Origin of the sequence: Paraburkholderia xenovorans LB400, assembly GCF_000013645.1 — a bacterium.
Classification (GTDB): Bacteria; Pseudomonadota; Gammaproteobacteria; order Burkholderiales; family Burkholderiaceae; genus Paraburkholderia; species Paraburkholderia xenovorans.
The window spans coordinates 2,615,072-2,629,809 of sequence record NC_007951.1 but is presented as its reverse complement, the minus strand read 5'-3'; the positions used below and the strand labels follow the sequence as shown (position 1 = coordinate 2,629,809).

At 63.6% G+C, this 14,738-nt stretch carries 13 protein-coding genes; 4 read left to right on the top strand and 9 right to left on the bottom strand.

Annotated features, from left to right (window positions below; all coding sequences use genetic code 11):
- Window positions 1-157: 157 nt before the first annotated feature.
- The 3 genes from BXE_RS11640 to BXE_RS11630 all read left to right on the top strand — a co-directional run bounded on the left by BXE_RS11640 (window position 158) and on the right by BXE_RS11630 (window position 2,051).
- Entirely contained in the window at window positions 158-628 is a 471-nt protein-coding gene (locus tag BXE_RS11640) for a DUF2946 domain-containing protein (protein ID WP_011488497.1), read from the top strand.
- Between the two features lie 108 nt (window positions 629-736).
- Entirely contained in the window at window positions 737-1,633 is an 897-nt protein-coding gene (locus tag BXE_RS11635) for a hypothetical protein (RefSeq protein WP_011488496.1), read from the top strand.
- Between the two features lie 22 nt (window positions 1,634-1,655).
- Window positions 1,656-2,051 (top strand): copper resistance CopC family protein, encoded by a 396-nt coding sequence (locus BXE_RS11630; RefSeq protein ID WP_038458801.1) that lies wholly within the window; start codon window positions 1,656-1,658, stop codon window positions 2,049-2,051.
- Window positions 2,052-2,246: 195 nt separating this feature from the next.
- On the opposite strand, the gene tssM is transcribed toward BXE_RS11630, so the two are convergent.
- Window positions 2,247-6,293 (bottom strand): type VI secretion system membrane subunit TssM, encoded by a 4,047-nt coding sequence (gene tssM / locus BXE_RS11625; protein WP_038457907.1) that lies wholly within the window; start codon window positions 6,291-6,293, stop codon window positions 2,247-2,249.
- Window positions 6,294-6,361: 68 nt separating this feature from the next.
- On the opposite strand from tssM, the gene BXE_RS11615 reads away from it, so the two are divergent.
- Window positions 6,362-7,536, top strand: a protein-coding gene (locus tag BXE_RS11615; RefSeq protein WP_085953580.1) for an IS3-like element ISBxe1 family transposase whose coding sequence is annotated in 2 segments (ribosomal slippage) — window positions 6,362-6,617 and window positions 6,617-7,536 — 1,176 coding nt in all. Because the reading frame shifts where the segments join, the coding sequence is not laid out codon by codon here.
- A 121-nt stretch (window positions 7,537-7,657) separates the two neighbouring features.
- Here BXE_RS11615 and tssL read toward each other — a convergent pair.
- The 8 genes from tssL to tssB form a co-directional block, all read right to left on the bottom strand.
- Window positions 7,658-8,926, bottom strand: coding sequence for a type VI secretion system protein TssL, long form (gene tssL, locus BXE_RS11610; protein ID WP_171914070.1), 1,269 nt, complete (start codon window positions 8,924-8,926; stop codon window positions 7,658-7,660).
- A 150-nt stretch (window positions 8,927-9,076) separates the two neighbouring features.
- On the bottom strand, window positions 9,077-10,423 hold the full coding sequence (tssK, locus tag BXE_RS11605; protein ID WP_011488492.1) for a type VI secretion system baseplate subunit TssK: 1,347 nt from the start codon (window positions 10,421-10,423) through the stop codon (window positions 9,077-9,079).
- A gap of 12 nt (window positions 10,424-10,435) precedes the next feature.
- Entirely contained in the window at window positions 10,436-10,936 is a 501-nt protein-coding gene (gene tssJ / locus BXE_RS11600) for a type VI secretion system lipoprotein TssJ (RefSeq protein WP_011488491.1), read from the bottom strand.
- A 114-nt stretch (window positions 10,937-11,050) separates the two neighbouring features.
- Window positions 11,051-11,533 carry an Hcp family type VI secretion system effector gene (locus BXE_RS11595; protein ID WP_011488490.1) on the bottom strand — a complete coding sequence of 161 codons (483 nt, stop codon included), beginning with the start codon at window positions 11,531-11,533 and terminating at the stop codon, window positions 11,051-11,053.
- A gap of 42 nt (window positions 11,534-11,575) precedes the next feature.
- Window positions 11,576-12,067 carry a DUF3828 domain-containing protein gene (locus tag BXE_RS11590; protein WP_011488489.1) on the bottom strand — a complete coding sequence of 164 codons (492 nt, stop codon included), beginning with the start codon at window positions 12,065-12,067 and terminating at the stop codon, window positions 11,576-11,578.
- Window positions 12,064-12,465, bottom strand: coding sequence for a hypothetical protein (locus BXE_RS11585; RefSeq protein WP_011488488.1), 402 nt, complete (start codon window positions 12,463-12,465; stop codon window positions 12,064-12,066). Before BXE_RS11585 ends, BXE_RS11590 begins: the two co-directional genes overlap by 4 nt.
- 166 nt (window positions 12,466-12,631) lie before the next feature.
- Window positions 12,632-14,125 (bottom strand): type VI secretion system contractile sheath large subunit, encoded by a 1,494-nt coding sequence (gene tssC, locus BXE_RS11580; protein WP_011488487.1) that lies wholly within the window; start codon window positions 14,123-14,125, stop codon window positions 12,632-12,634.
- 33 nt (window positions 14,126-14,158) lie between these two features.
- Complete coding sequence (gene tssB / locus BXE_RS11575; protein ID WP_011488486.1) at window positions 14,159-14,707, bottom strand: type VI secretion system contractile sheath small subunit; 549 nt, start codon at window positions 14,705-14,707, stop codon at window positions 14,159-14,161.
- Between the last annotated feature and the right edge of the window lie 31 nt (window positions 14,708-14,738).

Genomic DNA, 14,738 nt, shown 5'->3' with positions numbered 1-14,738 from the left:
TGACCGACCGGGCGCGGGCAAAGTTTTCGATGTGGAGCGATGCAGGCGATGCGGACGATGCAAACAGGGCTGCCGGGAGAGCGGCAATGGCAAGCCGACTGCGCGGGTTGCCGTGGCATAATCCGCGACAGCTTTCCATCGTGTCGCCGGGCGCATCGTGAGTCGTTTCTATCGGAAGATCGGCAGTTGGCTGGGATTGTTCGCGATCCTGATGGCCACGCTCGCTCCCACGATCTCGCATACGCTCGCCGCCCGCAGCGATGAAAGCGCCATGTCAGGCGAGCATTGCGATATGCCGTCGATGGCGTCCACGGGCTCGATGGACTCGATGGATTCGATGCCTTCAATGAGCGCGATGCAGGACGACGCGCCGGACGCGTCATCGGTCGCATCCGCTACGTCCGGTCAGCGAGGCAGCGATCACACCCGGCACACCGCCATGTCCGACGGCGACGCCTGCGGCTATTGCAGCCTGCTCGCCCACATGCCCGTCGTGCCGAGCGTCGAAGCGCTGTTCGTCGTCACCGTCCGTGCTTTGCAGCACACCGCCGCGACCCGCTTCGAGAGCGTGCGCCGCGTCGAACCGCTCACCTTCGCGCAGCCCCGCGCCCCGCCGTTCGCATCCTGATTCGACGAGTCATCACGCGCGATGCATCGAGTGCATCGCGGCTGCCGACGCACGTCCCTCGCGACTGTGCGCGCCAGCCTTGTCACGACCCATGAAACAGGATCAATCATGCTTACCCAGACAACGCGCAGCGGGACACCGCTGCGCGCGGCGTCGCTTGCCGCGGCCGCCGCCGGCGCACTGTTGTGTGCGCCTTCGCCCGTCAGTGCCCACGCGATTGCGGGCAATCGCATCTTCCCGTCGACGATGGCCGTGGACGACCCCGGCGTCGGCGACGAAGCCAACCTCCAGTTCGGCCATCAACGCGTGCCGGGCGACAACGGCGACCAGAGCATCAACACCTTCGACTTCGAGTACGACAAACTGATCACGCCGCGTCTCGCCGTGTCCGTGGACGGCACCTATGCGATGCAGAACAACCCGCGGGCGCGCGGCTTCGACAACTTCGGCGTGGGCCTGAAGTACCTGCTGTACGTCAACGACGCGCACGAGTTCATGACCTCGATCGGCGTGGATGCCGAGCTCGGCGGCACGGGCAGCCGCGCGATCGCCGACAACTTCTCGACGATCTCGCCGACCGTATACGCCGGCAAGGGCATGGGCGATCTGCCCGACTCGCTGGCGTATCTGCGTCCGCTCGCGATCACGGGCGAAGCGGGACCCGCGCTGACCACCGGCGCGGGACAGCCGAACGCGTTCAACTACGGCTTCACGGTGCAATACAGCTTGCCGTATCTGCAGCAGCATGTGCGCGACGTCGGTCTGCCGCAGCCGTTCGCGAATCTGATTCCACTGGTCGAGATTCCGTTGTCGCGCAGCCAGGGGCAGACCACCGGCACGGTCAATCCGGGCTTTATCTGGATCAACCGCTATGGGCAGTTCGGCGTGGAAGCGCAAGTCCCGATCAATCGCGCGAGCGGCTCGCACGTGGGCATTCTGGTTCAGGCGCATATCTTCTTCGACGATGTCGCGCCGGCCACGATCGGCAAACCTCTATTCCAGTAAGAGCAGGAGAGTCACGATGAAGATGAATGACACGATCAGGAACCTTTGCCGCGGCGGCATGCGCGCAGCCGCGAAACTGCTGGCGGCGTCGCTCGCCGTTTTCGCAATGGCGAGCATGGCCTTCGCACATGTGTTCCCGCAGAAGCAGGAGCCGGGAGCGGGCGCGACGGTGGCCTCGCCCGCACAGGTGCGGGTGATTTTCGACGGGCCGCTGGAGGCGGCGTTCAGTTCGCTGACGGTGACCGACGCGAGCGGCAAGCAGGTCAACGCGCAGAAAGCCGCGGTCGACGAGCATCAACCGGCGCTGATCGCCGTGCCGTTGCCGCCGCTCGCGGCGGGCCGCTATACGGTGCATTGGGTGGCCGTGGCGTCGGATGGACATCGCACCCACGGCGACTACGCGTTCAACGTGAAGTAGCCGGAAACGGTGATGCGCTGCGCCATCCATCGGGCCCGCTCGGGCTTCATCGGGCAAGGGCGCAGCGCGTGAAAAGGTCTACTACCGGAAAGACGCATCGGTTTTTCATGCCGCGTTGACCGCCGTTTCCGGTTGCCATGACGTCGGTCACATCGGTCACGTCGGCATTCCTGCCCATTGCACTTGCGCGCGTTTTCAATCGCGCGCATCCGGGGCCGCGGGTGGCGCCGCCTGCGGCAGGCCCGGCGGCGGCCCGCTGTCGGTGAGGGTGAGCGTCGGCATCGAACTCGGGCATCTGAAGGTCTTCAGCACATCGCTCGTCAGCGGATTGGCGACGCTGCCCACCGCCGCGATATCGAGCACGGCCTTGCGGCCGTCGAAGTCGAATGCAACCCGCGTGCGGCCGGGTATCGTGGTCTCGACGATCTGTCCTTTCTGAACCAGCCGCATCAGCGCCCACGGACCGTCCGCCGCAAGCGTCGAAGTCTCCGGCCGGATGCGCGGTTCGGCCGTCAGCTCCGCGCGCACCCCGCCGCGTGTGCCCGGCCACGTCACCGGGAACGGCGTAACCGGCCCATGCTGATAGAGCAGCGTCTGGCCGTCGATATCGATCATCAGGGCGCTGATGGTCGGATCGAGCTCCGGAACCCGGATATCGGCCTTCCAGGACAACTGTTTCTGGTCCGCATCGGCAAAGAAGATCTCGCGAATCGCCCTGGCGTGCTGGAAGGGTTCGAGGTCCGGTCCCTGGACAGGCTCGGTGGCGCCGGGCAGCGTCCTGTAGCGCCAGGGTTTCGCCGAGGTATCCACGAATGTCGCGAGCGTCTTCGTGAAGAAGTCGTCGATGATGCCGCCATGCGCGAACACGCGCGTGAAGTCGTCGATACGGACCTCGCGCCTGCTGTCGGCGGCGAACGGATAGTTGCCTTCGATCGTGAGACGGCAGGTGTCGCCGACCACCGCCTGCATCTGCCGCGACAGCAATTGGCCGATGCCCTGATTCACCTCGCGCGAGCCGTCGCCGGCGAGCGCCAGCAACACGGCGCGAAACGGCGGCGGCATGGTGTTGGCGGTCATCTTGAGCTTCGCCGCGGTGTCGCTCGCCGGCGGCATGCTGTTGTTGGCGAGCGCGTTGTCGGCAACCGTCAGCGACGTATAGTAGTCGTTCAGCAGATTCGTCACGCCGTCCAGACCGGTCTTGCCGGCCTGCGCAGTGGCAGCCTGGGCGGTCTGGGCGTCCGCGTTGCCCGTGACCACCTCGCGCAGCGCGGCGAAGTGACTATCCACCAGCTCGCGTTCGACGATTTCCGAAGCCCGGATCCCGAGCGTCCTGTCCGCCTGCTGGCTGAGTTGGTCAGTCGTCTTCTGCAGGAGGGAGCCGTCTGCCGCCGTGGCGGGTTGCGTCAGCGTGGTCTCGCGCACCGCCGCGCGAGCGAGCCGTGCCAGCGGTGAATCCGGCGCCGCGAAACTGCGCAGCACCTGGAGGTTGAACTGCAGACTGGTGCCGCTGACCGTGCGGATGTCGCCCAGAAACGCGTCCCACTGTCGCGCGTATTCCGTCAGGTATTGCCGGCGGATCGCGTCGGTCAAAGGGTCGTCGGCACCGGTCGCGGCGCTGACGAATTCAGCCGTTTTTTTTTGAGCCTCGCCGAGATAGGAGCGGCCCATCACCCAGGCGTCGTCGTCGCGCGCGGCCGCGACGAACTCGGGCAGGCGCTTGTCGAACAGTTGGCGGTATCCGTCGAAGGTGAAGAGTCCCGGCACGCCGCGCGACAGCGGCGCGCCGCTCGCCCGCGTGAAGACGAGTCCGGCTTGCGGTCCGACCGCGCGGATCAGCGTGAATTCGTCGGGCGCTTCCTTTTGCATTGCCGTCCTCGCGCGTTCATACAGACGCTCGGTGGCGTTGCTGCCATCCAGGAACGAACGTGCCTGCTGCACCAGCGAATCGTTGCGGATCAACGGTGACTGAACCACGCGGCTGCCTGAAAAGAGCTGCTGAACGTGCCCGATCATCGAGGCCCGGCCGCCGAAAGCCGCCGCGCTGTCCGTGTTCGCCCAGTCGTTGAGCACCCAGGCTTTCACGTCGTCGGCGTTGAATCTGGCCTTGTCGTACAGCATCAGGTAGACACGCAGCGCGTCGTAGGCCGCCTTCGAATCCCTGTTTGCCACCGCCTGCGCGATGACGTCCTCGACACGCCGCACGATCTGCGGCAGCAGAAGATTGTCTTCGAGCATGTCGTAAGTGCGGCTGCTTTCGGTGACAATCTCAGGTGCCGTATAAAGGCCGAAACGATACGCGCTGTCCGGGTCCGCCAGGTCGAGCCCCGGAAAGGCCGGCAGGTAGCGCGCCTCGGTGAGCGTATCGGGGATCGCTTCGGCTTTCGGCTCCTTGTACAGTTGCGCGACCTTTGCGCTCAGCGCCTGGGTCTTGCGGCTGATCAGCGAAAGATAGTCGCTGTTGTGGCCGAAACTGAACCGCAGCCCGATTGCGAGCCACGCGAACAGAAGCACGGCGAGCGCATGGCCGATGAGCCGCAGCAGACGGAAACGGAATTCCCAGCGCAGGTTGGGCCGCACGAGCTGCGACTCGGCGAATACCACTCTGGTGAGCAGGTCGTGCAGGAAGTAGCTCTGATTGCCGCCCGGTCTGGACGCGCGCGCGCCCGCCACCCGATCGAACGACGCCGCCAGCCGCTGTGCGATTGTCCGCCGCTCGGCGACCAGCGTGTCGCCGGCTTGAAGCGCGCTCGTGAAATAGACGCCGCGCAGGGTGGCGTGAAGCTGCGTGTCGTCGTAACGCGAGTCGAGGAACACGCGTTCGATCAACTCGCCGAGCGGCTGCGACAGCGCGGCAAACTCTTCGGATAGCGCGACAAGCTGCCGGCGTCGGGTCGAATCGAATTCGTCCTGCAAACGCGTGTTGACGCCGTCGGCCAGACGGGTTGCCAATAGGCCGAGTTCCTCTTCGCAGCGAGTGCGCACGCCCTGGGCCGCAATGGTTTCCTTGCCGTAGGGCAGGGTAAAGCCCCAGGACTGGGCACGCCCCTCGGCCGGCAATGAAGCGAAGTATTCATTGAAGCCGCTCAGCCGGTCCATTTTGGTGATGACCAGATAAACCGGAAAGCGGATGCCTAGCGTTTCGCGCAGCTCCGCGAGACGGCCGCGCAACGCGGCGGCTTCGGCCATGCGCGCGTTCTCGTCCAGCCCCGTCAGCGTGGCAAGTTCCAGGGTCAGTATTGCGCCGTTGATCGGCGCGCGCGGCCGGTGCTTGCGCAGCAGCGCCAGAAAGCCGAACCATTCGTCCGCATCGGTTTTCTCGTGCAACCGGGCCGCATCCGGATTGCCCGGGCTGGAGCCTGCCGCCGCGCCGGCTTGCGCGGAGAACGCCACGGCTGTTTTGCCCTTGTCGCTCGCGTTTTCATTCTTCGACGCAGCCTTCGCCTTGTCAGCAGACTTTGCGGCCGCGGCAGCGAGCGTCGACGACAGGCGTTCACGCTGCGAGGTGCCGTGCCGCGTATAGTGACCCGCGGTATCGATCAGCACTGCGTCGTTGGTCAGCCACCAGTCGACTGACTCGGTGCCGGCAAGCGCGCCGATGGTGCGCTGCATCTGCGCCGCGACGGGAAACGACAATCCCGCATTGAGCAAGGCGGTCGTCTTGCCGGAGCCCCGCGAACCGAGCGTGATGTACCACGGCAGTTCGTACAGGTAGCGTTTGCCCTGAAACAGCCGCCCGATTCCGCGCGCTCCGGTGCGCATTGCCTTCAGGCGCGCCAGCGCGCCGGATACGATCGCCTGCACGTTCGCCAGTTGCTCCGCCGCGGGCGAGGCCTCTTTCCTGCCGCCGAATTCGAGCAGGCTCTTGAGGAACTGCGCGTCGCTACGCATTTTTTGCCAGAGCCGGAATGCCCAGTACACGACGAATATCGCCAGTACGAGTGCAATCGCGATAACGCGCGCCGAGGCGGGCATGAACGGCTGTTCACGGCCGAACGCGAGAAGCGGCGAGGCCTGCCAGATCAGCAGACACAGTAGCGCCACGAAGAACACACTGGGGGACCAGCCGGCCAGCCATAGCAGCACGCCGGCCAGCATGAGCGCGATCACCAGCACGCGCATGCCGACGGTGGCGAGCGGCTTCATGCCGCCGAACGCCACGAGGGGACCGACAAACCAGATCACCAGCGCGACGACGAGCAGCGCGACGAGTGCGAGGAACTGGCGCGATACCAGAAACGACAACTTGAGCTTGCCCGCAAAAAATGGATCCCTTGCTGAGTGTGTAAAACTCACGCAAGGAGGAAGGAAAGATGGGTAATCCGAGAGCCCGATATACGCGGGAATTCATGCTGGAAGCCGTGCGCATGGTCCGCGGCGGCCAGAGCATGGCGGCGGTGGCGAAGATACTGGGTATCAGCCCGAAGACGCTGCACAACTGGGTTAAGGCCGATGCCGCTGGGAAGCTGAACGGCGCAGGCAAACAGGTTTCTCCTGAACAGATGGAGATTGCCCGGCTGCGCGCGGAGTTGGCACGCGTGAAAATGGAGCGCGACATATTGGAAAAAGCCACGGCGTACTTTGCAAAGGTGTCGGCATGAAGTACGCCTGGATCGAGCTTCACAGCCGACAATGGCCGGTGTCCCTGACCTGCCAGGTGCTGGGTGTCAGCCCCAGCGGTTACCACGCGCGCAAGGCGCGGGATGTCGATACTGACCGAGCGCGCCGACGCATCAGCAACGACGCTCTGCTGGTGCACATCAAGGCCGTGCACGCTGAATCCAAAGGCGAGTACGGCTGGCCGCGCGTGTGGAAGAAGTTGCTGGCCCAGGGCATTCGCGTCAGCAAGGATCGTGTCCAACAGCTCATGAAGCTGCACGGCATCAGGGCGAAGACCAAACGCCGGTTCAAGGTCACGACCGACAGCAACCACAGCCTGCCGGTCGCGCCGGACCTGCTGCAACGAGACTTCTCTCCCGCGCGTCCAGATCAGGTCTGGACTACGGACATCACGTACATCTGGACGGACGAGGGTTGGCTGTTTCTGACCGTCATCCTCGACCTGTTCAGCCGTCAGGTGGTGGGCTGGTCGATGCAGCCGCACATGCGCACGGAGCTGGTGTCTGACGCGCTGCGTATGGCGTGGTTTCGCCGCCGGCCGGAAGCGGGCCTGATCGTCCATAGCGACCGCGGTAGCCAGTATTGCAGTCGTGACTTCCAGGACCTGCTTAAGGGCTACGGCATGCGCAGCTCGATGAGCCGTCGAGGAAATTGTTGGGACAACGCGCCGACCGAGAGCTTGTGGGGATCGCTCAAGCGAGCACGCATCCTTGGCCAGCGCTTTGCAACGCGTCGGGAAGCGATGGACGAGGTAATCGACTGGTTGAGCTTCTACAATCATTCGCGCTTGCACTCGACGTTGGGCTACGTCAGTCCGATGCAGTTCGAGCGGGACTGGTACGCTGCCCAGAACCAACGGGTGGCATAATCTCACTCAGCTAAGGGATCCGAAATTCGCGGGCAACGTCAACTTCTTCATGCTTGAATTTCCCGAGTGGCCTTTTTGACCCGCTATTGCTTTGACGTTATGGCGGGCGTTTCTTCAGCGGCTATTGCGCGACCGTGATTTCGACGCGGCGATTCTGCGCGCGCCCCTGCACGGTCGTGTTATCCCCGATCGGATCGGCGTCGCCCCTGCCCACGGCTTCGAGCCGGACCGCTGGCACGCCCGCTGTCTGAAGCATCTGCATGATCTGCGTCGCGCGCTCTTCGGAGAGCGCTGCGTTCGATGCGAACTGACGGCTTTTTATCGGCACGTTGTCGGTGTATCCCAACACCGTCACCTTGCCCGGCACCTTGGCAATTTCGCCCGCGATCTTCGTGATCAACGGCGTCATCGAGGTCTTCACCGCCGCCGCTCCCGGCGGGAACATCGAATCTCCGCGGAACGTCACCGAACTGTGATGCGCGTCTTCGTCGACGCTCACGGTGCCCGCGGCGATCTCGTTCTTCAACAGTTCCTTGAGATGCAGTGCGCGCGTGACAGGCGGCGTCATGCGCCCGATGTCGGCGATCTGTTTGCGCACCTCCGCGCTCCGGTTCAGCAGTTCGTATTTGAAATAGCCGAACAGACCGATCAGGATGACTGACAGAACGGCGAGCGTGACCCATACCGGGAAGTCGAAGAACGACACGCGCCTGCCCTTTACGTGCGATTGCCAGTGCGGCGACAGCGCGACGGCGAGACTCCCGCGCCGCGTCATGATCTCGTTGTAGAGCCGCTGACGCACGGTTTCATGTTTGCGTCGCCCATCGGCCTCGTAGCGGTAGCGGCCTTCGAAGCCCAGGCTAAGAATCCGGTAAATGAGTTCGAGCAGGTCGAGATGTTCGTGCGAATCGCTCATCAGCCGCCCGATCAGCAGATAGACTTTGGTGCCGCCTTGCCGGTCTTCGTGGAAAAGCGTGGCGAGTCCGTTGGTATTCCACTCGACGCCGGTCTCTCCGCCTTTGCCCCATACCGTTTGCATCGCGGCCTCGTCGAGCGCCGTACACAGACAATAGCGTGCGCCGAGCATATGATCGCGGCGGATGCTGATCTGGTCGCAGAGTTTCTGGAACATCCGCACTTCCTGCTCCAGCAGCATGCGCAGCTGTTCTATCTCGTCCCGTTTCAACTGCACGGGCAGGTCCGCCAGGGCTCGCAGCAATGGGCGAGCTGCTTCGAGCAGCGGGTTGCGCGCCGCCCTGATGGCCGCAAGGCGCTCCGCAGCCGATTCACCCGGCGGTACATCCCGATGAGGAGGCGGGTCAGACGGCGCCGCGCCCGCGCCTCGTGAAGACGCTCCATCCGGCGCGGCACGCGAGACGGGAGCCGGTATGCGGCCCTGGTCGCCGGACCACGGATCACGCTCGCCTGAACGGTTCGCTGCTTCTGAATTCACTGACTGACCTTTATTCTCTGGATGTTTGTGGCCCCTGCCGATTCGAGGCACGAGCAGTTCGCGCGGCCTGCTACCGGCTCATGCGTGTTAGCTGCGCACGCCCCACAGTTCGAGCTTCAGCGACGGGAACTCGCCGGCCACGTGCAGGGCGAGTCCGCCGTGCCGCGCCACCTCGTCCCACAACGGACCGCTTCGCGCGAGCTCGTAATAGACGAAGCCCGCGTTGAACGGGATCTGTCGCGGCGGCACCGGCAACGCCTGCAGCGTGATGCCCGGCAGATGTCCGCGCACCAGATCCGGCAGCCGTTCAGAAGGACCGGCTTTCGCCTGGGCGGCAAACTGTTGCTGGAGCAGGTCGGGCGGCATCGCGGCGTGCACCGCGAGCACCACCGCGGTGAAGCCGGCCATGTCGACGGGATCGACCACGGCGTTGCGCATGCCGTGTCCCAGTTCCTTCAGTTCGATGCTCTGCGCGCTACGCACCAGCACCGCATTGAGCAGCACGTGCGTGTCGTCCACCAGAGGCTTCAGGCAGAGATGCGGCGTGCTGTGCTGATAGGCGGGATGGGAGTCGAGCGGACGCCGGCTGTCGGTGCGCAGGTAGGTCGACAGTTCTCCTGCCATGCTGAGCAGCAGCGCGTACAGATCCGCCGGCGAGGTGGTCGGCACCCGCCGCAGATGCTGAAGCAACGGCTCGTAACGGTTGAGCGTTTGCAACAGCAGATAGTCGGAGACTTCCGCCGTGGTGCCGGCGTTGCCGTTGGCGCCGGTCAGCCGGATTGCGAGCGAGTTTGCACGCAGGCGCGTGAGCTCGTGAATCTTCGCGAGCCAGCTCGTGAGCAGCTCGCTTGCGCCGAAGCCCGCCACCGGCGGAATCAATGTATCGTCCAGAACGATGCTGCTGTCCGCGCGAATCGTCTTCACGCGTGTCAGCGCGAGTCCGATCCATGCGTCGGTCAGTTCCTTCTCGGGCACGAGGCGCAGCCGCAGATTCGACAACTGCACGGTCTTCGGGCCTTGTCCGATCGAATTCGTATCGCGCAGCTCGGTGTCGAACACGAAGTTGCGGGCAAGCGAGTCGGCGGCGTTGTCGAACGTCGTCTCTTCGGCGTTCGGCACGCGCACAGGCACGGCGAGATAGATCAGTTGATCGAGATGTTCCGCGCGGATGGTGAGCGGCGCGGGCGGCGGCGTGCTGCCGGGCGTATCGAACGGCGTGCCGTCCGCGAACACGCCGCTGGCCGACTTCACGATTACCTTGCCGAGCGCCAGTGCCTCGCTATCGAGGCTGTAATGACTGAAGCCGAAGAAAAACGGCGACAGGGTGGCCGCGCGCCGGTGCGCGTAATGTTCGAGGTACCGCTCCTGCTGCTGGAAAAGCTGCGGGCGCAGAAAAAGCCCCTCGCTCCAGACGACTTTGTTGTGCCAGCTCATGCGTTCATTCCACTATTTAATCTCGGTAATCCTGATTGCGTTCGCTTCAAGATCGATGGTCAGTTTCAGTTTGGGCGCGTTGCGGTACCAGGCGGCGTCCGGCGCCGCCGGCAGCGGATAGACCGCGCGCCATACCGAGTTGGGCAGATCCCGGTAGGCCGCGAGCACCCCGACGACGGTCGTTGCGGGATCGGCTCTCGTGCGGATCGATCTGCTCTCCCCTGGCCGCAACTGGAATTGCGTCCGCGTCACCAGATCCTCCGCGAGAACGGTTTTGTCCTTGTCCTGCAATGAAAAAAAGTCGGCGGAATTGAATGCGCCGTCGGTTTTCAATTCATAGACGCGCACGACGATCGGCGCCGCGCGCTTCTGGTCGTCCGGATTGACGCCCGCGGACGCCACCACCGACAGTTCGAGCTTGACGGGTTCCTTCGCGGTCTTTGGATCGCTGCTGGCGCACGCGGTCAGCGCGGAGGCAAAAGCGAGAGCGATAACAAGGGTGATGAGACGCATTGGGCAACGCAAAATGAGGCGCGATAGAAGCGGCAGCAGGGCAGCAAACCGGAAAGGCCCAGGCGGGCCGGGACGCCTGCCTGGGCAATGGGCGGCAGGTCGGCTTAAGCTGGCTTAAGCCTCCTTGTTGCCCTTGATGTCGTACCCGGCCGTCACGGCGCCGCCGCTACCGCCTTGTGCGTTCTGAACCACGTATTCCTGCCTGACCTTCGCAAACGACAGGCGAACGTGCTCGCGAATACCGTCGTCGCCGTTGCTGCCGGACGGATGAACCTGAGTGACGATCACATCGCTCATGGTGATCTTCAGAAATTCGAGCGGATTGCCACCGGCTTTGCGCACCACCAGCACAGCCTGGTCGACGTGCTTGCCCGTCAGGCAGTATTTCATCAGGTTCGGGCTTGCCCGATCCACGAGGTGTTCGAACTCGAGGTCATCCACCGTGGCCTTTCCCGCGCCGCCACCGGAGCCCGCATGCATGTTCGCCTGCTGGGACACGCGCCAGCCCCAGCTCTTCACCTCGATCTCGTTCTTGTGCGCAGCGTCCGGCGATTCTCCGTCGATGCCGTTGATCTTGAGAAAAATGTCTTGTGCCATCTAAAAAGCTCCTTGATGTTGAATATCTACAGCCGGTTCCCACTACTTGCTGGCCAGATCGGCAATCTCTGTCTGCAGGGCCTCGCGAAGACCGCGCCGATCGTCGCTGCCCCTGATATCGTCGATCAGCCATTTGCCACGAACCCAAAGCAGATCGAACTCCACCTTGCGCGGCTCCCTGAAGTTCGTGAACGTCACGACAGCCTTCGCCTTGTGGTGCTTCTCCAGCGTGACGTCGACGCCGGTCGTTTTCACGTCGAAGTCCTGGCAGCGGCACAGCGGATCCATGTCCAGATAGCCGGCCTCTCCGTTCAATGCGCGCTGGTCTTTCCTGATCAATTGCAGGAGCGACGGCGAGGCAATGGCGCGGGCGCCGGACGCTTCAATGCCGGGAGGATCGCCGTTGAACGTATAGGCGCCATAGAGGCCTTGCAGAAACCGCTTCGCCGAATCGGCGCTTTGTGCAAGCGCCGGATGCACGCCGAGAACCGCCCATGCCATCGCCGCTAACGCGCAGGCTCGCCATCGCGTCATTGCGCCCCCTGCCAGCGATACACCTTGTACGCAGGCTTGTGCTGGCGATAGCCCGGTCCGCCCCACATGTCGTTCTGGCGAAAATCCGAGACCCACCGCTGGCCGTTGTACATGGTGATGTGGCCGGCGACATTGCCGCCGGGATAAGGCTGGATGACGGCCGTGTCTCCTTTGCGCGGCGCAATCAGCTCACTCGCGGATACCTCGGCGAATCCATGCTCGCGCAGAACCGGGCCGTAATTTTTTGCGTAATTGACGGCCGGCCCCTGGGGAATGACGATTCCGCCGGCCGCCAGCGCCTGCCGCACGTAGGCCGCGCATCGGCTGGTGGAATCCGCATGGGCGTGCGCGTTCAGATACCTGACGGCTGCATCGACATCGTAGTTTTCATCGGACATATCAACGCCTCGAATCGGATTGCAGTCGGGATCGAAATCGGGATCGCAATCGGGATCGCAATCGGTAAAGAATCACGAACGGAAAGCGGGGCGACACCCGGATGGACACCTGCTTTCGCACAGCCAGCAGGGTCTGCATCCAGGAGCCCGCTCCCGGACGGGTCAGTCAAGCCGCTTCCTTGATGGACGGCAGTTTCGCGACGAGGCGCAACGACACCGTCAGCCCTTCGAGCTGGAAGTGCGGGCGCAGGAAGAACTTCGCCTGGTAGTAGCCGGGGTTGCCTTCCACTTCGTCCACTACCACCTCGGCGGCGGCGAGCGGCCGCCGCGCCTTGGTTTCCTGCGACGAGTTGGCGGGGTCCGCGTCGACGTAATGCATGACCCACTCGTTCAGCCAGCGCTGCATTTCCTCGCGTTCCTTGAACGCGCCGATCTTGTCGCGCACGATGCACTTGAGGTAATGCGCGAAGCGCGAGCAGGCAAACAGATACGGCAGGCGCGCGGACAGGTTCGCATTCGCGGTGGCGTCGGCGTCGTAGTATTCGGCCGGCTTCTGCAAGGACTGCGCACCGATGAACGTGGCGTGATCGGTGTTCTTGCGGTGGATCAACGGGATGAAGCCGTTCTTCGACAACTCGGCCTCGCGCCGGTCCGAGATGGCGATCTCGGTCGGGCATTTCATGTCGACGCCGCCGTCGTCGGTGGGGAATGAGTGGCACGGCAGATTTTCGACCGTGCCGCCCGATTCGACGCCGCGGATCAGCGAGCACCAGCCGTACAGCTTGAACGAACGGTTGATATTCACACCCATTGCATAGGCCGCGTTGGCCCATGCGTAGCGGCGGTGATCGGAGCCGTTGGTGTCCTCTTCGAAATCGAATTCGTCGACGGGGTTGGTTCTCACGCCGTAGGGCAGGCGGGCGAGGAAACGCGGCATGGCGAGGCCGACATAACGCGCGTCTTCGCTATTGCGCAACGAGTTCCACGGTGCGTACTCGAGGTTCTGCGTGAAGATCTTGGTCAGGTCGCGCGGATTGGCGAGCTCCTGCCACGATTCCATCTGCAGCACCGAAGGCGACGCGCCGGAAATGAACGGCGTGTGCGCCGCCGCGGCCACTTTGGCGATCGAGCCGAGCAGATCGACGTCGGGCGGCGTATGGTCGAAATAGTAGTCGGCCACGAGGCAGCCATAAGGCTCGCCGCCGAGCTGGCCATACTCTTCTTCGTAGATCTGCTTGAAGAGCGGGCTCTGATCCCAGGCAATGCCTTTGTAGCGTTTCATCGTGCGCCGCAACTCGTCTTTCGACACATCCATGAAGCGGATCTTCAGGCGTTCGTCGGTTTCGGTGTTGGAGACCAGATGGTGCATGCCACGCCAGGCCGACTCCAGTTTCTGGAACTCGGCATGGTGCAGAATCAGATTGATCTGTTCGGAAAGCTTGTGATCGATCTGGGCGATGATCGCCTCGATACTCTTGTACGCGTCGTCGCTGATCGTGGCCGACTGCAGCAACGCCTGCTCGGCGAGGGTTTGCACGGCGTGTTCGACAGCCTCGCGAGCCTGTTCGGTTTTCGGCCTGAATTCCTGGTTGAGCAGCTGGGTAAAGTCGGACTGCGTATGTACGTCCGCGGCGGCGGCCTGTATTTGCTGTTTTGCCATGTTATGTCCTCTGAGTCTGTTCTGTCCGCTCGATCAGCGGGTCGCGTCCGCGGGTTCTACTGTGTCGCCGGCGGTGTGCGCAACCTGCGGCTTCGGCGTGGCCGCGAGCGATTTCAGCAACGCCGGATCCTGCAGCAGCCTGTTGACGAGCGATTCCGCACCGGACTTGCCGTCCATATACGTTTGCAGGTTGGCGAGTTGCGTGCGCGCTTCGAGCAGTTGCCGCAGCGAATCGACCTTGCGGGCGACGGCTGCCGGCGAGAAGTCTTCAATGCTCTCGAAAGTCATATCCACCACCAGTTGTCCGTCGCCCGAAAGCGTGTTCGGCACGGCGAATGCGACGCGCGGGCCGATCGCCTTCATCCGCTCGTCGAAATTGTCGATATCGATATCGAGGAAACCGCGCTCGGCGACCGGCGGCAGCGCTTCGACGGGCTTGCCGGAGAGGTCGGACAGCACGCCCATGACGAACGGCAATTCGACTTTCTTCTCGGAGCCGTAGACTTCGACGTCGTACTCGATCTGCACACGTGGCGCCCGATTGAGCGCGATGAATTTCTGCGAACTGCTGGGAACGGACATGGAGGTCTCCGTGAACGGGTGGTGAAGAGTC

Coding starts and splice junctions, on each gene's coding strand:
- BXE_RS11635 (WP_011488496.1), top strand. CDS start 737: ATGCTTACCCAGACAACGCGCAGCGGGACACCGCTGCGCGCGGCGTCG.
- BXE_RS11630 (WP_038458801.1), top strand. CDS start 1,656: ATGAATGACACGATCAGGAACCTTTGCCGCGGCGGCATGCGCGCAGCC.
- tssK (WP_011488492.1), bottom strand. CDS start 10,423: ATGAGCTGGCACAACAAAGTCGTCTGGAGCGAGGGGCTTTTTCTGCGC.
- tssJ (WP_011488491.1), bottom strand. CDS start 10,936: ATGCGTCTCATCACCCTTGTTATCGCTCTCGCTTTTGCCTCCGCGCTG.
- BXE_RS11595 (WP_011488490.1), bottom strand. CDS start 11,533: ATGGCACAAGACATTTTTCTCAAGATCAACGGCATCGACGGAGAATCG.
- BXE_RS11590 (WP_011488489.1), bottom strand. CDS start 12,067: ATGACGCGATGGCGAGCCTGCGCGTTAGCGGCGATGGCATGGGCGGTT.
- BXE_RS11585 (WP_011488488.1), bottom strand. CDS start 12,465: ATGTCCGATGAAAACTACGATGTCGATGCAGCCGTCAGGTATCTGAAC.
- tssC (WP_011488487.1), bottom strand. CDS start 14,125: ATGGCAAAACAGCAAATACAGGCCGCCGCCGCGGACGTACATACGCAG.
- tssB (WP_011488486.1), bottom strand. CDS start 14,707: ATGTCCGTTCCCAGCAGTTCGCAGAAATTCATCGCGCTCAATCGGGCG.